Genomic DNA, 20379 nt, shown 5'->3' with positions numbered 1-20379 from the left:
GGTTCGATAGCAACGCTAGCACTGCCGGTGCTCGAATTTCTAGCACTGCTAGAATCGCGCTATGCCGACCAAGCCCACGCAGTCCGCCCAGTCCGCCCAGTCGACCCAGCAGCGCCGTGAGCGCGAGCGCGCCGACCGGGAGTCGTTGATCGTCCGGGTGGCCCGGGAACTCGCCGAGGCCGAGGGGTGGGACGCCGTCACCACCCGCCGCCTCGCCGAGCGGATCGAGTACAGCCAGCCCGTGCTCTACAGCCACTTCGCCGGCCGGACCGCCATCGTCACGGCCGTCGCCCTGGAGGGCTTCGCCGAGTTGACCGCCGAGCTGGCCGCCGCCCGCCACCGCACCACCGACCCCGCCGCCGCGCTGGCCGCCGTCGCACACGCCTACGTCGACTTCGCCACGGCCGGCCCCGCCCTCTACGAGGCGATGTTCACCCTGGCCACCGACCTCCCGTTCGGCCCGGACAGCGCCCCCGCCCCGCTCCAGGCCGCCTTCGCGGAACTCGGCAACGTGCTCGGCCCGCTGGCGGCCGGCCGCGACCTGGTGCTGTTCATCGAGATCGGCTGGGCCGCCCTGCACGGCCTGGTCACCCTCGCCCGCGGCGGCCGCCTCGACCCCGACCAGCAGTCCGAACGGGTCGACCTGCTGGTCGGTCAACTCCTCGCCCTGCCCTCACTCCCCCGCCGCTAGCCCGCACCCGGCCGCGGACCCGCGCCCCGTGCCCGGCCGTCCCCCGGCGCGCAGACGCTCGGGACCGCCCCGGCACGGCGGCCGCGCACAGTACGCTGGCCGCAGACGAGCGAGCACACACATGGGAGGTAGGTCGTGACCGCGGAGATGGTCGCCCCCGCCTGGATGCACGCGCAGGTCAGCGCCGAGCAGTACGACGCCTGGTCCGAGGAGCAGTGCGCCGGCATCGAGATCGTGGACGGGATGGTTGTCGTGAGCCCCAGTGCTTCCAAGCGGCACAACCGCCTCGCCAGGGTGCTGGCGAACGCCCTGGATGCCGCGGCGGGCCCGGACTGGAACGCCGACACCGACTTCGACCTCCGGCTGCAGGACGTCCCGCTCACCAACCGGCGGCCGGACATCGTGGTCTACCGCGCGGACACCATCGACATCACGCCCACCCGTCCGGAGCACGTGCTCATGGTCGTCGAGGTGGTCTCCCCCGGGTCCGAGACCACCGACCGGATCGTCAAGACCGACCAGTACGCCAAAGCCGGCATCCCCTTCTACTGGCGCGTCGAACAGGCCGCGACGGGCGTGCCGCTGGTGTACACCTATCTGCTCGACCCGGCCCGCAGGTGCTACCGGGACGGCGAGGTGTACACCGGCACCGTCGAGGCCGTGGCACCGTTCCCCGTGGTGGCCGATCTGCGCGTGCTCTGAGCGCAGGAGCCGGCCGCCGGCCGGTACGTTGGCCGGTATGGATGCCTCCGATGCCGCCTGGCCCGTCGCCGTCGCCGAGTTCCGCGCGCTGCACCGGGAGGGGTGCTTCGTGCTGCCCAATCCGTGGGACCCGGGGTCGGCGAAGTTCCTGCGGCAGCTCGGGTTCCGGGCGCTGGCCAGCACCTCGGCGGGGTTCGCGTTCGGCCGGGGGCTGCCCGACCGGGTCGACGCGGTGCCGCGGGACATGATGCTCGGGCACATCCGCGAGCTGGTGACGGCGACCGACCTGCCGGTGAGCGCCGACTTCCAGGCCGGGTACGCCGACGAGCCCGAGGAGGTGGCGGCCAACGTGGCGCTGTGCGTCGGCACCGGCGTCGCCGGCCTGTCGGTGGAGGACGCCACCGGCGATCCGGCCGCGCCGCTGTACGAGGAGGCCCTCGCGGTGGAGCGGATCCGCGCGGCCCGGGCGGCGATCGACGGGTACGGCGTGCCGGTGGTCCTGACCGCCCGGTGCGAGGCCGCGCTGGTCGGTCACCCCGATGCCGCGCGGTTCGCGACCGACCGCCTGGTCGCCTACGCGGAGGCGGGCGCCGACTGCCTGTTCGCCCCCGGCGTCCAGGACCCGGCCGACATCACCGCGATCGTGCGGGCCGTCGCTCCCCGGCCGGTCAACGTGATCGCCTCCAGCAGTACGGCGCTCCCGGTCGCCCGCCTGGCCGAGCTGGGGGTGCGCCGGGTCTCGGTCGGATCGGCCCTGGCCCGGGCGGCCTGGGGCGCCTTCGCCCGGGCGGCACGCGGCATCGCCGAGGACGGCACCTTCGACGGCCTGGACGGCGCGGCCTCGTTCGCCGACCTCGACCGGATCTTCGGCGGCTGACCCACGACGCCCGGCCTACCGGCCGGCCCGCCACGGCGCCACCCCGCCGACCGCGTGCGCAGCCCTTCGGCGGGAGCGTCTACTCCCTTCGGGTAACACCCCCGATCGGGGGTGTCGGCCCGCTCGGCGCGGCGGGCAGAGTGGGGCCATGCAGACTCCACTGTCCGTGCTGGACTTCCTCCACCGGGCCGAGCTGGTCTACGGCGACCGGGTCGGCATCATCGACGAACCGGCCCAGCCGGCCGCCTCCTGGGGCGAGCTGACGTACCGCCGGACGGCCGAGCTGGCCCGCGCGCAGGCCGCCGGGCTGGACCGGCTGGGGGTGGGTCCGGGCGAGCGGGTGGCGATCGTCTCGCACAACTCGGCCCGCCTGATGACCTCGCTGTTCGGGGTGAGCGGCCACGGCCGGGTGCTGGTGCCGATCAACTTCCGGCTGCGGGCCGAGGAGGTCGCGTACATCGTCGAGCAGAGCGGTGCCTCGGTGCTGCTGGTCGACCCGGAGCTGGACGAGGCGCTGGCCGGGGTCGCGGTGCGGCACCGGTTCGTGCTGGGCGCCGGGAGCGACGCGCTGCTGTACGACTTCGACCGGGAGCCGGTGCCGTACGACGTGCCCGAGTCGGCGACCGCCACGATCAACTACACCAGCGGAACGACCGCGCGCCCCAAGGGTGTTCAGCTCACCCACCGCAACATCTGGCTGAACGCGGTGCTGATGGGCCTGCACTTCGGCGCGAGCGACCGCGACGTCTACCTGCACACGCTGCCGATGTTCCACGCCAACGGCTGGGGGCTGCCGTTCGCGCTCACCGGCCTCGGCGCGCAGCACGTGGTGCTGCGCAAGGTGGACGGGGCGGAGATCCTGCGGCGGGTGGAGCGGCACGGGGTGACCTTCCTGTCCGGGGCGCCGGCCGTGGCGGCGATGGTGCTGGACGCGGCCGCCGAGTGGGACGGGCCGGTGCCGGGCCGGGACAAGGTGCGGATGATCATCGCGGGGGCGCCCCCGCCGACCTCGATGGTGCAGCGCATCGAGAGCGAGCTGGGCTGGGAGTTCATGCAGATCTACGGGCTGACCGAGACCTCCCCGCTGGTGACGGCCAACCGGACCAGGGCCGAGTGGGACGCGCTGCCGGCGGCCGAGCGGGCCGAGCGCCTCGTCCAGGCCGGCGCGCCGTCGCTGGGCACCCGGGTGCGGGTGGACGACCAGGGCGAGGTGCTGGTCCGCTCCAACGTGGTGCTGGAGGGCTACTGGCAGCAGCCGGAGGCGAGCGCCGAGGCGATCCGGGACGGCTGGTTCCACACCGGCGACGGCGGCACGCTGACCGACGGGTACCTCGCGATCTCCGACCGGAAGAAGGACGTGATCATCTCCGGCGGCGAGAACGTCTCCTCGATCGAGGTCGAGGACTGCCTCTACGACCACCCCGCGGTGGCCGAGGTGGCGGTGATCGGGGTGCCGGACGAGCGCTGGGGCGAGACCGTGAAGGCGCTGGTGGTGCTACGGGAGGGCGCCGACGCGGACGAGGCCGAGCTGATCGCGCACTGCAAGCAGCGGCTGGCCGGCTACAAGTCGCCCACCACCGTGGAGCTCCGGGACACGCTGCCGCGCACCGCCACCGGCAAGCTGCAGAAGTTCCGGCTGCGCGAGCCGTACTGGCAGGGGCGCACCCGCCAGGTCAACTGACCGGGGCCGGCGCACGGGACGCCACGGGCCGGGTCGGCGAGGGATCAGCCGATCGGGTCGACGTCGCGTACCACCAGCGCGAGTTCGACCCGGTTGCGGACCCCGAGCTTGTGCATGGCGCTCTTCAGGTAGCCGGTCACGGTGTGGCAGCTGAGGCCGAGCCGGTCGGCGATCTCCGGGTTGCTCCGGCCGGTCGCCGCCCAGCGGGTGACCTCCCGTTCCCGCGGGGTCAGCACCGCCGAGCGGGGCGGCCGATGCGGCGCACGGCCCGGTGCACGGCCCGGCGGACGGTGCGCCGCCGGATCGGCCGGCTCCTCGCACCAGGCGGCGGCCCCGGCCAGCGCCCGGCTCGCGGCGGCGGCGAGCCGGGCCACCGAGTCGATCCGGACGTCGCCGAACGAGACCACCGCCCGCAGCGAGGCGTACACCACCCCGTGCACCGCACCGCCCTGCACCAGCGGGACGGTGAGCATCGCGTACAGGTCCTCGGCGTGCACGGCGTCGTCGTACTGGTGCGAGATGGTGGTGGCGGCCCGGTAGTCGGGCACCCAGGTGGGGGCCCGCTCGGCCAGCGCCCGGCCGCCGAGGCCGGTGCCGATCGGGACCTCCAGGTCGTGCAGCAGGTCGGCCCGGGTGCCGGCCCAGTGCCGCAGCACCATCCGGCCCGGGCGGTCGGCCCGGTCCGGTACGCCGACCAGGCCCACGTCCGCGCCGCACTCGGCCACCACCCGCCCGGCCAGGTCGCCGAGGACGGCCTGGCGGACCAGCTCGGCGGCCCGGGCGTCGAGCCCGGCCGCTCGGGTAGGAATGTCCTCCGTCGCCCCGATCATCGGGCGATTGTCACACGGGCCGCAGGAGTTGGGGAGTCCTGCGGCCCTTCCGTCCATCGAGGAGTGCACACCATGGCAGAGCTGAAACCGCTGCTGGACGACCTGCGCGCCGAGAGCGCCGAACTGGACGCGCTGGTCGCCGGCCTGGACCGGGCCGCGCTGGCCACCGGCACCCCCGCGGCCGGCTGGACCATCGCCCACCAACTCGCCCACCTGGCCTGGACGGACCGCTGGTCGGTGCTGGCGGCGACCGACCCGGACGGGTTCGCGGCGGCGGTGCGCCGCGAGTTCGAGGCCGGGTTCGACGCGGTCGAGCGCGGCGCCGCCGAGGGGGTCGGCGAACCGCCGGCCGAGCTGCTGGGCCGCTGGCGGGACGGCCGGGAGCAGCTCGCGGTGGCGCTGGCGGCCGTCCCGGCGGACGTCAAACTGCCCTGGTTCGGGCCGCCGATGAAGCCCGCCTCGATGGCGACGGCCCGACTGATGGAGACCTGGGCGCACGGCCAGGACGTCGCGGACGCGCTCGGCGTGGTGCGGACGCCGAGCGCGCGGCTGCGGCACGTGGCCCATCTGGGCGTGCGCACCATCGGCTTCGCGCTCACCCTGCACGGCCTGCCGGCGGACCGCCCGTTCCGGGTCGAACTGACCGCCCCGGACGGCGAGGCGTGGAGCTGGGGCGACCCGGCGGCGGACGACCGGGTGAGCGGACCGGCGCTCGACTTCTGCCTGCTGGTCACCCAGCGCCGGCACCGCGACGACCTGGCGCTGACCGCCACCGGCCCGACCGCGCAGGCCTGGCTCCCGATCGCGCAGACCTTCGCCGGCCCACCCGGGGAGGGCCGGGCACCGCTCGCCTGACGGGATGTCGAACGCTGCGGGACCGGTTCGCCGACCGGCCCCCGACTGCTCTACGCTCCGTCTCCGACTGATCACTCGGCGGCGGCCACCGGCCCCGCCCGGGCGGAGGGTGGCGCGGATGTCCGGGATCGACGTGGTGCGGGAGTCGGCACGGGCCGGCCGGGTGGTGCTGTTCGAGGAGTCGCCGCGCGACGGCGCGCAGGCCAAGACGCTGATGAGTGCCGGGTTCCGGGTGCGGCTGGCCCGCGCGCAGGGGGCGGTGTTCGGTGCGGACGGGCCCCGGCACGTGGTGTTCGCGGCCGGGTTCCCGTCGGTGTGCGCGCAGGAGTACGAGGCCACCCGGCGGGTCGCGCTGGAGGCCGAGGGCTCGGTCAGCCCGGCGGCGATCTGCCGGGGCACCGAGCAGGACGTCCGGCTGGCGCTGGCGGCGGTGCGGGGCGCGGCGCACGCCCGGGTGATGGTGATCGTGGCCGCCTCGGAGGCGACCGCCCGGGCGCTGGTGCACCGCGGTGCGCGCGAGGCGCTGGCCGACGGGCTCGACCTGGTCAAGTCGGCGGTCGACCGGGCGGACGGGGTGGCCGTGGACGTCTGCCTGGTCGACGCGCCGCGGGCGGACCCCGGTCTGGTCGCCGCGTACGCGGGGGCGATGACCGCCGCGGGCGCCGGGACGGTGGTCCTGGCCGACACCGTCGGGGACCTGCTCCCGGGCCAGGCCCGCGCGCTGTTCGCCCGGGTCGCGGCCGGGGCCGGTCCGGATCCGGTGCTGGTCTCGCACCTGCACAACGACCTCGGCCTGGGCCTCGCCAACACGCTGGCCGCGCTGGAGAGCGGGGTGCGGGTCGCGGCCTGCTCCTGGCTGGGGATGGCCGAGCGCAGCGGGATGGTGGCGACCGAGCAGCTGCTCTTCCTGCTCGCCCACGACCCCGCCAAGGCCGAACAGGTCCTGGGCGCCGGCTGCCGGCCCTGGTGGACCGCCCCCGACCTGACCCGGCTGCCGGGCATCGCCCGGATGGTCTCGGCCGAGACCGGCGTGCCCCTGACGGTCACCACCCCGATCGTGGGGACCGGGGTGGGCACCATCTCCACCGGCACGCCGTTCACCCACCCGGCGACCTTCCAGCCGTACGACCCGGAGCGCCTGCTGGGTGTGCGGCCGACCGTGATCCTCACCCAGCTCGCCAGCGGGCGGGTGGTGCGGGCGGTGGCCGAGCGCCTCGGCCACCGGCTCGACCGGGAGGCGACGGCCACCGCCCTGGCCTGGGTGAAGGACCGCGCCTACCGGGACAATCGGGCCGTCGTCCCGGACGCCGACTTCGCCGCCTACCTGGAAGGCCTGACCGCCGCCCACCGACCGACCGGAGCCGAACCCGATGCCCAGCCTGATACCCGGCCCGCTGCCCGGCCCGCCGCCGACGCCCGGGTCCGAACTGCCTGACGCCGACCTGCCCGGCGCCGACCTGCCCGGCGCCGACCTGCCCGGTGCCGATGCCGTCCGCCGTGCCCTGGGAGCCGGACGCGCCGCCGTGCTGCCCAACCCCAGCCCGCTGACGTACGTCGTCGCGGCCGCCGCCCCGCACGCCGTGAACACCGCCAAGGGGCGCCCGGCGGGGCAGGAGGTCGCGGTCTGGCTGCACGCCGACGACACCTGGCAGGAGCTGGTGCCGGCCCTGGACCTGGCGCCGGCGGCCGTCCGCTCGGCCACCGTGCTGCTGCGCCGCGAACTGGTGACCCTGCTGGTCCCGCTGCGCGCGGACGCCGCGGCGCCGGACTGGATCGCCCCGGCCGTCCGCGACGGCCACGCCCTGCTGTTCGGTGCCCGCTGGGCGCCGCTGGCGGGGCTGCTCGCGGACCACCCCCGGCTGTACGTCAGCAGCGCCAACCGGACCGGCTCCCCGCCGGCCTCCACCGCCGCCGGGGCCGCGGCGATGTTCGGGGAGCACGCCCCGGTGCTCGACGGGGACGCGCTGCGCGAACCCGGCCGCCCGCACGCCGCCACCACCATGCTGCGGATCGCCGCGGACGGGCGGCTAGCGCTGGTCCGCCGCGGGGCGCAGGACGCGGCGCACGGGCCCGACCCGGCCGCCTACCTGCGCCGGCTGGCCGACCCGGAGACCGATCGGCGGAGCTGACGCCGGAGCCGGCGGCCCGGCCCGAGCGGCCGAGTGGGGCCGGTCGGGGCCGGGAAGGGGTGTGCCAGAGTGGCCCGATGAAGACGATCGGGCTGCTCGGCGGCATGAGTTGGGAATCGACGGCGGAGTACTACCGCCTGCTGAACACGCTGACCCGGGAGCGCCTCGGCGGGCTGCACTCGGCGAAGTGCGTGCTGTACTCGGTCGACTTCGCGGAGATCGAACGGCTGCAGGTGGCCGGGCGGTGGGAGGAGGCGGGCGAGGTGCTCGCCGCGGCCGCCGGGTCGCTGGAGGCGGCCGGCGCGGAGCTGCTGCTGATCTGCACCAACACCATGCACAAGGTGGCCGACCAGGTCGCGGCCGCGGTCGGCGTCCCGCTGCTGCACCTTGCGGACACCACCGCCGAGGCGGTGCTGGCGGCCGGGCCGGCGAAGGTCGGTCTGCTGGGCACCGCGTTCACCATGGAGCAGGACTTCTACCGGGACCGGCTGGCGGGCCACGGGCTGGAGGTGCTGGTCCCGGACGCGGCGGGCCGGGCCGAGGTGCACCGGGTGATCTACCAGGAACTCTGCCTCGGCATCGTCCGGGAGGAGTCGCGGGCCGCGTACCGGCAGGTGATCGCGGACCTGGTGGCGGCCGGCGCGCAGGGCATCGTGCTGGGCTGCACCGAGATCGAACTGCTGATCGGCCCCGAGCACAGCCCCGTCCCGGTGTTCGCCACCACCCGCCTGCACGCGCGGGCCGCCGTGGAACGGGCGCTGGCGGGCTGACAGCGGGTCGGGCGGGCCTACGGCGGCTCGGGCAGGTCCCCCGGCGCGGGGTGGGGTCCGCGCGCCGGCTCGGGCCGGTCGTACGCCGGGCGCGAGGGACTCGGCACTGGTCCACCGGAGTGGTGGGCGGCCCACCGGCGTGTGATGCGGCGCCCGGTGGTGAGAAACCCGGGGACCGCCCGTACCAAGGAAGGACCGCCCATGATCGTCTCGATCTCCGCCGTCGTCTTCTTCGGTGTCCTGCTCGTCTTCCTTCTCCGCGCCCAGCGCTCCACGGTCTCCACCGCCCTGGTGGCCGCCGCGTTCGGGTTCCTGCTGGCCTCCACCGGGGTGGCTCCGACCGTCAACGGCATGCTGGTCAGCCTCGCCCAGGCGGCCCACTGGAACGCCCGCTGACCGGGGCGCGACCGGGGCGCGGGCGCGCTCAGCAGGGCTCCGGCAGCTCCCAGCCGGGGAGGTGGAGCGCGCTCAACGCGAAGGTGCCGCCCCGGGCGTGCGGGTCCCAGCCCTCGGCGAGGGCGAGCTCGACGACCGTCCGGACCTCGCCCGGCTTCGGGTACGCGTTGTCGGTGGCCGCTCCCCAGGGCAACGGCCGCGACGGCGCCGAGACCAGGGTGACGGCCAGCGCGCGGCCCCGCCTGTCGCTGTGGACCCGCAGGCGCACGCAGCGGCGCAGACCGGTCGGGCCGTCCAGGTAGCCGATCCGCCCGGTCCAGTGGAACTCGTGCCCGTCGAACGCCAGCCTGCGCGGTCCCCGCACCACTTCCCCCTCGCCCCGGCGACCACACCCGGCGACCCTCGCCCGGCACGCCGCTCCGGTGATCCGCCGACCCTACCGGGCGGCCTTCCGGGGCTCACCGTTGATGATCTCCGTCCGAGCCCGGCGTCGGGTGGCCGACCCGTCCGGGTCACCCGAGTCCACTCCCGTGACCTGCAGTGATGTCGCGCCATCGAACGAGTGACCGATTAACCGGAAGTCGAATCCCGGCTTCCCTTTTTCGCTCACATGTTCGACAGTGGGGGCATGGAGGCATCCCTGGCCGCTCTGGCACCCCAGCTCCGGCTGTCCCGTCCGGGGCAGCTGGTCCCGGTGCTGCCCGCGCTCGAGGGCCTGCTGCCGGAGCGGGGTCTGCGGCCGGGTGCGGTGGTGTCGGTGACCGGCGGTGGCACCGCGCTGCTGCTGGCGCTCGCGGCCGCCGCGTCGACCGCCGGCACCTGGTGCGCGGTGGTCGGTGTCGAGGGGCTCGGCCTGCTGGCGGCGGCCGAGCTCGGCGTCGACCTGTCGCGCCTGGTGGTGGTCGAGGACGCCGGCGACCAGTGGGCCCGGGTCGCGACGGCCCTGGCGGACGGCGTCGGCCTGCTGCTGCTGCGGCCGGGCGGCCGGGTCTCGGGGCGGACCGCGGAGCAGCTGGCCACGGTGGCCAGGCGAGGCGGCTGCGCGCTGGTGGTGTCCGGGGAGTGGCCCGGTGCGCGGGTCCGGCTGCGGGTGGCGGCCCGGTCCTGGGAGGGGGTGGGCCAGGGGCGCGGCCGGCTGCGGGCCCGTCGCCTGGTGGTGGAGGCCGGCGGCCGCGGGGCCGCGGCACGCGAGCGGCGGTACGAGCTGTGGCTGCCGGACGGGCAGGGCGCGGTCCGGGCCGTCGGTCCGAGCGCAGCGGGTACGGCGGGTACGGCGGGTGCACCAGGTACGGCAGGCGCCGCTGGTGCCGTGCGCCGGCACAAGGCTGACCCGGCGCGCGGTCCGTTGGCGGTGGTCTGAGGTGGGAGGGGCCGGGAAGGACGCCGGCGGGGAGGCCGTTCCGCTGCGGGTGCTGGCCGCCTGGGTGCCGGACTGGCCCGTGATCACCGTGCTCGGTGCGGAGCCGGAGCCGGACCTGCCGGTCGTCGTGGTCGAGCGCGGCCGGGTGCTCGCCGCCTCCGGCGCCGCCCGGCGCGGCGGGGTGCGGCAGGGGCAGAAGGTGCGCTCGGCCCAGTCGCTCGTCGCCGGCCTGGCGGTGCACGAGCGCCACATCGACGCCGAGGCCAAGTTGTTCGAACCGGTGGCGGACGCGGTGAGCCTGCTGGCCGCGCGGCTGGAGGTGGTGCGCCCCGGGCTGCTGGCGCTCCCGGCCGCCGGTGCGGCCCGGTACCACGGCGGGGAGCACGTGCTGGCGGAGAAGGTGGTCGACGCGGTGGAGGCCGTCGGCCACGAGTGCCGGATCGGGATCGCCGACGGACTGTTCGCGGCCCAGCTGGCGGCCCGGGCCGGGCGGATCGTGCCGCCCGGGGAGAGCGCCCGGTTCCTGGCGCCGATCCCGGTGTCGGAGCTGGCGGGGACGAAGCTGACCGATCTGCTCGGGCGGCTCGGCATCGTGACGATCGGCCGGTTCGCCGGCCTCCCGGCCGGCAGCGTCGCGGACCGCTTCGGCCAGGCCGGCGTGGTCGCGCACCGGCTGGCCCGGGGCGCGGAGGGCCGCCCGGTGGTCGCCCGTCCGCCCGGGGTGGAGCTGACGGTGGAGCAGCGCTTCGACCCGCCGTTCACGGTCGTGGAGCCGCTGGTGTTCGCGGCCCGGGTGCTGGCCGAGCGGCTGCACGCCGGTCTCGCCGGGGCGGGTCTGGCCTGCGGCCGGGTCGAGATCGAGGTGGAGTGCGCCGACGGGACGGGTGCCTCCCGGGCCTGGCGGCACGAGGGCCTGCTGTCCGTCGGGGCGGTGGCCGAGCGGGTGCGCTGGCAGTTGCAGGCGTGGCAGCAGCGGCAGCTGTTCGAGGAGGCGTCCGGCGGGGTGGTGGCGCTGCGGCTGGTCCCGGACGGGCTGGTCCACGATCCGGGCCGGCAACTGTCGCTGGCCGACGGCGACCAGGAGGCCACCGAGCGGATCGAACGGGCGGTGGCCCGGGTGCAGGCGATCCTCGGCCACACCGCGCCGGTCACCGTCGAGCTGGCCGGCGGCCGCGCTCCCGCCGACCGGGTCGTCCGCACCCCCTGGGGGGACGCCCACCAGGAGCGGCGCGCGGACGGACCGTGGCCGGGCCGGCTGCCCGCGCCGTCCCCGACCCGGGTGCCGGCCAGCCCGGTGCCGGTGCGGCTGCTGGACGCCGAGGGCCTGGAGGTCGAGATCACCGCGCGGGCCGAGGCCCGCAGCGCGCCGGCCCGCCTGGTGCTGCGCACCGGTGCCGTCGAGGTCACCGGCTGGGCGGGGCCGTGGCCGGAGCAGGAACGCTGGTGGGACGTGGACGAGGCCCGGCGCACCGCCCGGATCCAGGTCACCGTCGCCGACGGGCGGGCCTTACTGCTCGCCGTCACCGGCGGTCGCTGGCACCTGGAGGGCGACTACGACACCTGACCCGCACCGCACCCGACCCCGACGCTCCCGAACCACCCCTCCCCGTACGACCGGACACGCAGCAGCATGGGATTCACCAACCACCCCAGCACCCCCTGGCGCGACCTGGAGCGCGCCATGGCCGGCACCCGGGCGGGTGACCGTACGGTCATTCCCTTCCCCGGCACCGAGACCCGCCCCGAGCCGGCCCCGCCGCCCCGCCCGGCCGGCCGGGGCGCGGCGGAGTGGGCCGAGCTGCACGTCCACACCACCTACAGCTTCCTCGACGGCGCCAGCGATCCGGCCGAACTCGTCGACGAGGCGGTGCGGTTGGGCATCGGCGTGCTCGCGGTCACCGACCACGACGGCCTCTACGCGGCCCCGACCTTCGCCGCCGAGGCCCGTCGCGCCGGCATCGCCACGGTGTTCGGGGCGGAGCTGACCCTGGATGCCCTGCTGGCGCCGACCGGCGTCCCGGACCAGGACGGCGAGCACCTGCTCGTCCTGGCCCGGGGTGCGGAGGGCTACCGGCGCCTGGCCAAGGTGATCGGCGACGCCCACCTGGCCGGTGGTGCCAAACGGCGTCCCCGGTACGACCGGGAGCGGCTCCCGGACGCGGCGGACGGCCACTGGGCGGTGCTGACCGGCTGTCGCAAGGGCGCCGTCCGCCGCGCCCTGGACACCGAGGGGGCAGGCGGCGCCGAGCGCGAACTCCGTTCGCTCGCCGACCGGTTCGGGCCTCGGAACGTGTTCGTGGAGCTGACCGACCAGCACCTGCCCGGCGACGACGACCGCAACGACGCCCTGGCGGACCTCGCCGCCCGGGCCGGCCTCCCGCTGGTGGCCACCACCGCCGCCCACCACGCCTCGCCCGCGCAGGGCCGGCTCGCCCAGGCCCTGGCGGCTCTGCGCCAGGGCCGCTCGCTGGCCGACGCCGAGGCGTACCTGTCGGCGGCCGGCACCGCCCACCTGCGCTCCCCGGACGAGATGGCCCGGCGCCTGGCCCCCTGGCCCGGCGTCCAGCGGACCACCGTGGACCTCGCCCGCGAACTCGCCTTCGACTTCCGGGCCCTCAAACCCGAGATGCCCGGCTTCCCCGTCCCGGAGGGCCACACCGAGAGCAGCTGGCTGCGCCGCCTCACCCTCGACGCCGCCGCCGGCCGCTTCGCCCCCGGCAACACCGAGGCGCACCGGCAGGTCGCCCACGAGCTCGATGTGATCCAGGACTTGGACATGGCCGGGTACTTCCTGATCGTCCACGACATCGTGGCCTTCGCCCACCGGGCCGACATCTGGTGCCAGGGCCGCGGATCGGCCGCCAACTCGGCCGTCTGCTACGCCCTGGGCATCACCTCGGTCGACCCGATCCACTACGGCCTGCTGTTCGAGCGTTTCCTCTCCCCGGAGCGCGACGGGCCCCCGGACATCGACCTGGACATCGAGCACCGCCGCCGCGAGGAGGTCATCCAGTACGTCTACGACACCTACGGCCGCGACCACGCCGCCCAGGTCGCCAACGTGATCAGCTACCAGCCGCGGCTCGCCGTCCGCGACGCCGCCCGCGCCCTCGGCTACGCCACCGGCGACCTCGACCGGTTCGCCAAGGCCACCGGCTGGCACGAGATGCCTCCGGCCGACGCGGAAGTACCGGACGATGTACGGGAGTTGGCCGCCGGACTGCGCGGACTGCCGCGCCACCTGGGGATCCACTCCGGCGGCATGGTGCTCACCCACCGCCCGATCGCCGAGACCTGCCCCACCGAGTGGGCCACCATGCCCGGCCGCTCCGTGCTCCAGTGGGACAAGGACGGCTGCGCCGAGGCCGGCCTGGTCAAGATCGACCTGCTCGGCCTCGGCATGCTCTCCGCCCTGCACGACGCCTGCGACCTGATCGAACGCCACCACGGCATCCGCTACGACCTGGCCGGCATCCCACCCGACGACGAGGAGGTCTACGCGATGCTCTCCAAGGCGGACACGGTCGGCGTCTTCCAGGTCGAGTCCCGCGCCCAGGCCGGCGCGCTGCCCCGGATGCGCCCGAGGACGTTCTACGACCTGGTCGTCCAGGTCGCGCTGATCCGGCCCGGCCCGATCCAGGGCGGGTCCGTCCACCCCTACATCCGCCGCCGCAACGGCCACGAACCCGCCACCATCGCGCACCCGCTGATGGAGAGGGCCCTCACCAAGACCCTCGGCGTCCCGCTCTTCCAGGAGCAGATGATGCAACTCGCCATCGACTGCGCCGGTTTCACCCCCGCCGAGGCCGACCGGCTGCGCCAGGCGATGGGCTCCAAACGCTCCCACGCGCGGGTGGCCGCGCTGCGCGACCGCCTGCTGAGCGGGATGGCCGAGCGCGGCATCCCGTCCGAGGTCGCCGAGGACGTCTACACCAAGATCGACGCCTTCTCCGGCTACGGCTTCCCCGAGTCGCACGCCGCCTCCTTCGCCCTGCTCGTCTACGCCAGCGCCTGGCTCAAGCTGCACCACCCGGAGGCGTTCGCCTGCGCGCTGCTGGCCAACCAGCCGATGGGGTTCTACTCCCCGCTGAGCCTGATCGCCGACGCCCGCAGGCACGGCGTCACCGTGCTGCCCGCCGACGTCAACCGCTCCCACCCCGGCCCCACGCTGGAAGCCGTCCCCGGTGCCACCCGCCCGGCGATCCGGCTCGGCCTCGCCGACGTCCGGGGCCTCGGTGACGACCACGCCGCCACCGTCACCGCCGGGCAGCCGTACACCGACCTGGAGGACTTCGCCCGCCGCACCGCGCTGCCGGCCCCCGTCCTGGAGGCCCTCGCCACCGCCGGCGCCTTCGCCGCCCTCGGGGTGTCCCGCCGTGCGGCGCTGTGGTCGGCCGGACTGCTGGCCCGGACCACGGACGGCATGCTGCCCGGCACCGCCCCCGCGCTCACCGCACCGCCCGGCCTGCCGGAGATGACCGCCGTCGAGGAGACCATCGCCGACCTCTGGGCCACCGGCGCCTCCGCCACCACCCACCCCGTCCAGCACGCCCGCCCCCACCTGGACCGGTACGGTGCGCTGACCGCCGCCGGCTTCAAGGGCGGGGCGGGCCACGGCACGCCGGTGAGCGTCGGCGGCCTGGTCACCCACCGCCAGCGCCCGCCCACCGCCGGCGGGGTGCTCTTCCTCTCCCTCGAGGACGAGACCGGGCTGGTCAACGTGGTCGTCCAGCCGCACGTGTGGGAGCGTCAGCGCAAGACCGCCCTCGGCAGCGCCGGGCTGCTCGTCCACGGCACCGCCGAGCGCCGCGACGGCGCAATCAACCTGGTCGCCACCCGGCTCACCCCGCTCGTCCTCTCCGTCGCCGGCCTGCGCAGCCGCGACTTCCGCTGACGGCGGGAGCCCGGCCCGGTGCGGCCGTCAGCCGTCAGCCGTCCGCCGGGTCGGCCGCCGGGTCGGCCGGCTTCCCGGCCGTGTACAGCCAGGCCCGGAACAGCGGGCCGAGGTCCCGGTGCGAGACCTCCTCGGCCAGCCGGACCAGGTCGCAGGTCTCCGCGTTGCCGTAGCGGTACCGTTCGGCCCAGGCGCGCAGCAGGCGGAAGAAGGCCTGGTCGCCGATGGTCGTGCGGAGGGCCTGCAGCGTCATCGCGCCCCGGACGTACACCAGGTCGTAGTCGAAGATCCGGTCGCGGCCCGGGTCGCCGGTCTGCCCCTGCCAGAACGGGTCCGCCGCGGGCGTCGCGTAGTGGTCGTCGAAGGTCTGCCGGGCACCGGGGCCGCCGTGCTCCTCCTGCCAGAGCCACTCCACGTAGGTGGCGAAGCCCTCGTTCAGCCAGATGTCGCGCCACGACCGCGGGGTCACGCTGTCGCCGAACCACTGGTGCGCGTTCTCGTGCACGACCGTGGCCTCGTCCGGCGGCGTGTCGTACACCGGGCGGCTCTGCGTCTCCAGCGAGTAGCCGGCCGTGGTGGGGTCGATGATGCCGCCCATCGAGTCGAACGGGTACCTGCCGAACCTCCCCGCGCCCCACTCGACCACCTGCCCCGTGGTGCGGTGCAGGAAGCCGTCATCCCCGTCGATCGCCGGGTCGTAGGCCGTGACGTTCGGGATCCCGCCGACCAGGGAGCGGTGCACCTCGAAGTCGCCGATCGCCACCATGGCCAGGTAGGAGGCCATCGGCCGCGCCATCTCCCAGGTGACGGTGGTCCGGCCGGCGACCGTCCGCGGCGGGCCCTGCCGCTCCCCGTTGGCCAGGGCGGTGACCCCGGCCGGGGTGGTGAGGTGGAAGGTGTAGGTCGCCTTGTCGCCCAGGTCGTCGTTGACGGGGTACCAGGTCCGGGCGCCGTCCGGCTCGTCGAGGGTGACCGCGCCGTCGTCGGTGTCGATCCAGCCGTACCGGCCGAGCGCCGGATCGTCGATCGCCTCCGGGTGCCCCCGGTAGCGCACCTCGACGGTGAACTCCCGCCCCGGGGCGAGGGCCTGCGCCGGGACCACGGTCAGTTTCGCGCCGTCCCGGCGGTAGGCCGCCTCCCGGCCGTCGACGGTGACCCGCTCGACCGGCGGGCCGGAGTAGTCCAGGGCGAAACGGTCGAGGCGCCGCCGCGCCTCGGCGGTGACGGTCGCCACGGCCACCAGCTCGTGGGTCCGCGGGGTCAGGTCGAGGGCGAGGTCGTAGTGCCCGACGTCGTACCCCTGGTTGCCCGAGGCCGGGAAGTAAGGGTCGGTGGCAGCCTCAGCTGGATCGGCCGTCACGGCGGGCGCGGGGGCGGCGGCGAACAGGGCGAGCGCGCAGGCGGTGCTCAGGGCCACCGCGAGGGACTTTCGTGGTCCGGTCATACCGCGCATGATCGGGTGCCGCCGCCGGGCCGCCCGGGGCAACACTCCGGCCCCCGGCCGGGACCCACCGGACGGGCCACCGGTCCGGCGGCGCGCAACGGTCGGATCACGATCCGCCGGACTGCCGCCGCAGGGCCCGTTCGCCCACGCAGGATGGCCGCATGAAGATCTTCGGGGGTGGATGGCGGGTGGCAGTGGCCGGGTCGGCACTGCTGGTCGTGGTGACGGGGTGCGGCAGCACCGCGACGGAGCAGGGGGCCGGCACCGGGCTCGGCAGCAGCCCGCGCCCGGTGCCCACCGGCACGGCCGCACCCACGGGCACCCCCTCGCCCACCGCCGCCGGCTCGCCCGTCGGCTTCTGCCCGCCGCTGGAGGCGGGCCCCGCGCCGACCCCGTGCATCACCTACAGCGAGGCGCAGCGGTACGCCGAGAACCACGCCTACCAGCATGAGATGCCGCTCTCCGCATCCGCCCGGGCGGACGCCCAGCCGCGGGTCCAGGCGCTGGAGGCCGCGTTGCAGCAGCTCGCCGGCGCACCGCTGGACGAGGAGTCGCTGCGCCGCGCGACCGCCGGGGCGACCGGTGCCCGGCCGGAGACCGTCCACGTCGAGCTGACCCCCGGTGGCAACAGCGCCAAGGTCGTGGTGGAGGCGGGCGGGGGCTACGTGCGGGGCACCGTCGCCGGGGGCCGGGCCACGGTCACCGGCTTCATCGCCGACGGCGGCTGCGTCGCGGCCGTCGGGCACTGACACCCGCTCCGCGGCGCCCGCCCCCGACCCCGCCTTCGGCCCGGATCCGCCGGGTTGTCGGTGGCGGGTGGCAGGCTGACGGGATGACCGACCTCCCCCCGCAGCACTACGCCCAGGGCTGGGCCGCCGCCGACGACCGCCGGACGCCACCGCTGGTGGGCGACGAGCGCGAGATCCTGACCTCGTTCCTGGAGTTCCACCGCGAGACCTTCGCGCTCAAGTGCGCCGGGGTGGCACCCGAGCGGCTGTCGGAGCAGGGGCTGCCGCCCTCGACGTTGAGCCTGCACGGGCTGGTGCGGCACCTCGCGGGGGCGGAACGGTGGTGGTTCCGGCAGCAGTTCGCGGGTGAGGACGTGCCGATGCTGCACTACTCCGACGAGGACCCGGACCAGGACTTCGAGCGACTGGACGGCAGCACCGAGGAGGCCGTCGCGCTCTGGCGGGCGGAGTGCGCGCGCAGCCGGGAGATCGTCGCCGCCACGCCCTCGCTGGACGCGACCGGGGTGCACCGGGCGAGCGGCGAGCCGATCGCGCTGCGCCGGATCCTGGTCCACATGATCGCCGAGTACGCCCGGCACAACGGCCACGCCGACCTGCTGCGCGAGCGGATCGACGGCGCGACCGGCTACTGACCCGCCGGGGCGGACCGGGGTGGGCCAGCCACCCCGGTCCGGTCAGCCGCCCCGGGACGGTTCAGTGGCCCGGGGCGTCGAGCAGGCCGCAGTCCGCGTAGCTGCGGGCGAGCCGGGTGAAACCGGCGGTCAGCAGGTCCTGCACGGCGGTCTCGGTGCCGCCCAGTGACACGCCGGCCACCAGGTGCGCGCGCATCGCTTCGAAGGCGGCGGCCCCGACCGAGCCGGCGAACCCGGCGAACAGGGCCAGTTCGGCCCGGACGACCGGCTCGGCGGCGCGGGCGCCGGCCCGCTCCAGCAGCAGGTCCAGCAGCATCGCCCGGCGGGCGTCCACCACCGCCGTGTGGCAGCGGTGCAGCGCGGGGCTGGCGAGCAGGATCCGGGCGAAGGTCCGGGAGGAGTCCTCCGCCGCGGGCGCGAGCACCTGGGTGGCGTTGTGCGCGTAGTAGGCGCGCAGCCCCTCGATCAGCTCCTCGCCGGTGCGGGCGGTCACCACGGCGCCGGGCAGGGCTTCCTCGAACTCCTGCCGCCGGCTGAAGAAGATCTCCTCCTTGGACCCGTAGTGGGTGAAGACGGTGGCCGGGGCCACGTCCGCCTCGGCGGCGATCCGGGCCAGCGTGACGCCGTCGAACCCGTGCTCGGCGAACAGCCGGAAGGCCGCGTCGGCGATCGACCTGCGGGTCCGCTCGCGTTTGCGCCCGCGGAGCCCGGCGGCGGGCGCCGGGGCGGCGGAGGTCGTGGTCATGGGGCTCAGGATAGTCCACCGCGCGACAAAAATAGAGATGCTACATTTTTGTAGTCTCTCCAGAAAATCTTGCAGTCCGCCTGCTTCCCGAAGGAGCCCGCATGGGCACCAGTCCCTCCGCCCTCCGGCCCAGCGCCGGCCCCGGCCACCCGTCCTCCCCCACCGCCGGCCGCCGGCTGTCCACCACCGCCGTCCTGGTGATCGCCTGCGCCGCCCAGTTCATGGTGGTGCTGGACGTCTCGATCGTGAACGTGGCGCTGCCCGCGATGCGGGCCGACCTGCACCTCACCCCGGCCGGCCAGCAGTGGATCGTCAACGCCTACACGCTCGGCTTCGCCGGCCTGCTGCTGCTCGGCGGCCGGGTCGCCGACCTGGTCGGCGCGCGGCGCGCGTTCCTCACCGGGCTCGGCGTGTTCACCCTGGCCTCGCTGGTCGGCGGCCTGGCCGACGGCGCCGGCCCGCTGATCGCCGCCCGCGCCGCCCAGGGCGTCGGCGGCGCGGTGCTGGCCCCGGCCACCCTCACCCTGATCATGACCACCTTCACCGAGCCCCGGGCCCGTACCAGGGCGATGGGCGCCTGGAGCGCCGTGATGGCGGCCGGCGGCGCCGCGGGCGCCGTGGTCGGCGGGGTGCTGACCGAGTACGCCGGCTGGCGCTGGGTGCTGTTCGTCAACGTGCCGGTGGGCTTGGCGCTGTTCGTGGCCTCGCTGCGGTACGTCCCGGCGGGCTCGGGCGGCCGGGGCGGGCTGCGCCGGATGGACCTGCCGGGCGCGGTCACCGTCACCGCCGGGCTCACCGCGCTGGTCTACGGGATCATCTCCACCGAGTCGCACGGCTGGGGCTCCCCCACCGTCTGGGGCCCGCTGGTGGCCGCCGCCGCGCTGCTGGCGCTCTTCACCCTGATCGAGTCCAAGGTCGCGCACCCGCTGGTGCCGCTGCGGATCCTGCGCCGCCGCACCCTGGTGACGGCCAACGTGGTGACCATGCTGGCCGGTGCGGCGATGTTCGCGATGTGGTTCGTGCTCTCGCTCTACTTCCAGCAGGTGCTGGGCTACAGCGCCGTCCGGGCCGGGCTGGCCTTCGTCGCCGGCTCGGTGGCGATCATCGCCGGCTCGCAGATCGCCACCCGGACGATCACCCGGACCGGCCCCCGCCCACTCCTGGTGGCCGGCACCCTGACCAGCACGGTCGGGTTCCTGTGGCTGTCGCGGTTCGACGCCCACGGCGGCTACCTCACCGACGTGCTCGGCCCGTTCGTGCTCTGCACGCTCGGCATGGGCCTGTCGATGATGCCCGCGACGGTGACCGCGACCAGCGGCGTGCCGCGCGAGGAGGCCGGTCTCGCCTCCGGCCTGGCCAACACCTTCCGCCAGGTGGGCGGCGCGGTCGGGCTGGCCGTGCTGGCCACCGTCGCCTCGCACACCACCGCCACCCGGCTCGCGGCGGGCGGCGCGAGCGTCCCGGAGGCGCTCACCGCCGGCTTCGGGCGCGCGCTGATGGTCGGGGCGCTGTTCACCGGCTGCGCGCTGCTCGGCGCGCTGGCCCTGCCGTCCCGTCGCGCGGACGCCCCGGGGTCCCCGTCCTGACCTGCGCGGTGTCTTGACGAACCGTCAGCGTTGACCAA

At 75.6% G+C, this 20379-nt stretch carries 19 protein-coding genes; 15 read left to right on the top strand and 4 right to left on the bottom strand.

Annotation, left to right across the window (positions count from 1 at the left end):
• The first annotated feature begins 61 nt into the window (after nt 1-61).
• The 4 genes from ABT014_RS14375 to ABT014_RS14360 all read left to right on the top strand — a co-directional run bounded on the left by ABT014_RS14375 (nt 62) and on the right by ABT014_RS14360 (nt 3951).
• Nucleotides 62-691 (top strand): TetR/AcrR family transcriptional regulator, encoded by a 630-nt coding sequence (locus tag ABT014_RS14375; RefSeq protein ID WP_350639033.1) that lies wholly within the window; start codon nt 62-64, stop codon nt 689-691.
• 135 nt (nt 692-826) lie between these two features.
• On the top strand, nt 827-1393 hold the full coding sequence (locus ABT014_RS14370) for a Uma2 family endonuclease (RefSeq protein ID WP_350639032.1): 567 nt from the start codon (nt 827-829) through the stop codon (nt 1391-1393).
• Between the two features lie 37 nt (nt 1394-1430).
• The gene (locus ABT014_RS14365; protein ID WP_350639031.1) at nt 1431-2270 is read left to right on the top strand and encodes an isocitrate lyase/PEP mutase family protein; all 840 of its coding nucleotides are present in this window, start codon (nt 1431-1433) and stop codon (nt 2268-2270) included.
• Between the two features lie 148 nt (nt 2271-2418).
• Entirely contained in the window at nt 2419-3951 is a 1533-nt protein-coding gene (locus tag ABT014_RS14360) for an AMP-binding protein (RefSeq protein WP_350639030.1), read from the top strand.
• 44 nt (nt 3952-3995) lie between these two features.
• Here the strand turns inward: ABT014_RS14360 and ABT014_RS14355 are convergent, their stop codons facing one another.
• Nucleotides 3996-4781 carry a helix-turn-helix transcriptional regulator gene (locus tag ABT014_RS14355; RefSeq protein ID WP_350639029.1) on the bottom strand — a complete coding sequence of 262 codons (786 nt, stop codon included), beginning with the start codon at nt 4779-4781 and terminating at the stop codon, nt 3996-3998.
• A 72-nt stretch (nt 4782-4853) separates the two neighbouring features.
• On the opposite strand from ABT014_RS14355, the gene ABT014_RS14350 reads away from it, so the two are divergent.
• From ABT014_RS14350 to ABT014_RS14330, 5 genes are all read left to right on the top strand, one after another.
• Nucleotides 4854-5636, top strand: a complete 783-nt coding sequence (locus ABT014_RS14350; protein ID WP_350639028.1) for a TIGR03084 family metal-binding protein — start codon at nt 4854-4856, stop codon at nt 5634-5636.
• Nucleotides 5637-5754: 118 nt separating this feature from the next.
• A complete protein-coding gene (locus ABT014_RS14345; protein WP_350639027.1) occupies nt 5755-7071 on the top strand; it encodes a hydroxymethylglutaryl-CoA lyase-like TIM-barrel protein in 1317 nt (438 codons plus the stop codon).
• Nucleotides 7007-7765: a hypothetical protein gene (locus tag ABT014_RS14340; protein ID WP_350639026.1), complete on the top strand. Its 759-nt coding sequence runs from the start codon at nt 7007-7009 to the stop codon at nt 7763-7765. The genes ABT014_RS14345 and ABT014_RS14340 overlap by 65 nt, the downstream gene beginning before the upstream one ends.
• A 77-nt stretch (nt 7766-7842) precedes the next feature.
• Entirely contained in the window at nt 7843-8535 is a 693-nt protein-coding gene (locus tag ABT014_RS14335; protein ID WP_350639025.1) for an aspartate/glutamate racemase family protein, read from the top strand.
• Nucleotides 8536-8736: 201 nt separating this feature from the next.
• Nucleotides 8737-8931 (top strand): hypothetical protein, encoded by a 195-nt coding sequence (locus ABT014_RS14330; RefSeq protein WP_350639024.1) that lies wholly within the window; start codon nt 8737-8739, stop codon nt 8929-8931.
• Between the two features lie 28 nt (nt 8932-8959).
• On the opposite strand, the gene ABT014_RS14325 is transcribed toward ABT014_RS14330, so the two are convergent.
• Nucleotides 8960-9295 (bottom strand): hypothetical protein, encoded by a 336-nt coding sequence (locus tag ABT014_RS14325; RefSeq protein WP_350639023.1) that lies wholly within the window; start codon nt 9293-9295, stop codon nt 8960-8962.
• A gap of 264 nt (nt 9296-9559) precedes the next feature.
• Between ABT014_RS14325 and imuA' the strand changes: the two genes are divergently transcribed.
• From imuA' to ABT014_RS14310, 3 genes are all read left to right on the top strand, one after another.
• Complete coding sequence (gene imuA' / locus ABT014_RS14320; protein ID WP_350639022.1) at nt 9560-10291, top strand: DnaE2-dependent mutagenesis accessory factor ImuA'; 732 nt, start codon at nt 9560-9562, stop codon at nt 10289-10291.
• Between the two features lies 1 nt (nt 10292).
• Nucleotides 10293-11855: a DNA polymerase Y family protein gene (locus tag ABT014_RS14315; protein ID WP_350639021.1), complete on the top strand. Its 1563-nt coding sequence runs from the start codon at nt 10293-10295 to the stop codon at nt 11853-11855.
• 66 nt (nt 11856-11921) lie between these two features.
• Nucleotides 11922-15185 (top strand): error-prone DNA polymerase, encoded by a 3264-nt coding sequence (locus ABT014_RS14310; RefSeq protein ID WP_350639020.1) that lies wholly within the window; start codon nt 11922-11924, stop codon nt 15183-15185.
• A 34-nt stretch (nt 15186-15219) separates the two neighbouring features.
• Here ABT014_RS14310 and ABT014_RS14305 read toward each other — a convergent pair whose 3' ends face one another.
• Nucleotides 15220-16629 carry a M1 family metallopeptidase gene (locus tag ABT014_RS14305; RefSeq protein WP_350639019.1) on the bottom strand — a complete coding sequence of 470 codons (1410 nt, stop codon included), beginning with the start codon at nt 16627-16629 and terminating at the stop codon, nt 15220-15222.
• Nucleotides 16630-16790: 161 nt separating this feature from the next.
• Here ABT014_RS14305 and ABT014_RS14300 point away from each other — a divergent pair, with 161 nt between their 5' ends.
• Nucleotides 16791-17378, top strand: a complete 588-nt coding sequence (locus ABT014_RS14300; protein WP_350639018.1) for a hypothetical protein — start codon at nt 16791-16793, stop codon at nt 17376-17378.
• 83 nt (nt 17379-17461) lie between these two features.
• A complete protein-coding gene (locus ABT014_RS14295; RefSeq protein ID WP_350639017.1) occupies nt 17462-18010 on the top strand; it encodes a DinB family protein in 549 nt (182 codons plus the stop codon).
• 61 nt (nt 18011-18071) lie between these two features.
• Here the strand turns inward: ABT014_RS14295 and ABT014_RS14290 are convergent, their stop codons facing one another.
• Nucleotides 18072-18755: a TetR/AcrR family transcriptional regulator gene (locus ABT014_RS14290; protein WP_350639016.1), complete on the bottom strand. Its 684-nt coding sequence runs from the start codon at nt 18753-18755 to the stop codon at nt 18072-18074.
• A gap of 101 nt (nt 18756-18856) precedes the next feature.
• Between ABT014_RS14290 and ABT014_RS14285 the strand changes: the two genes are divergently transcribed.
• Nucleotides 18857-20341 carry an MFS transporter gene (locus ABT014_RS14285; RefSeq protein WP_350639015.1) on the top strand — a complete coding sequence of 495 codons (1485 nt, stop codon included), beginning with the start codon at nt 18857-18859 and terminating at the stop codon, nt 20339-20341.
• Nucleotides 20342-20379 lie beyond the last annotated feature (38 nt).

This window comes from Kitasatospora sp. NPDC094015 (assembly GCF_040304075.1).
GTDB lineage: Bacteria > Actinomycetota > Actinomycetes > Streptomycetales > Streptomycetaceae > Kitasatospora.
Note: the sequence above shows the minus strand (reverse complement) of the source record. Positions and strands in the feature narration are given on the sequence as shown.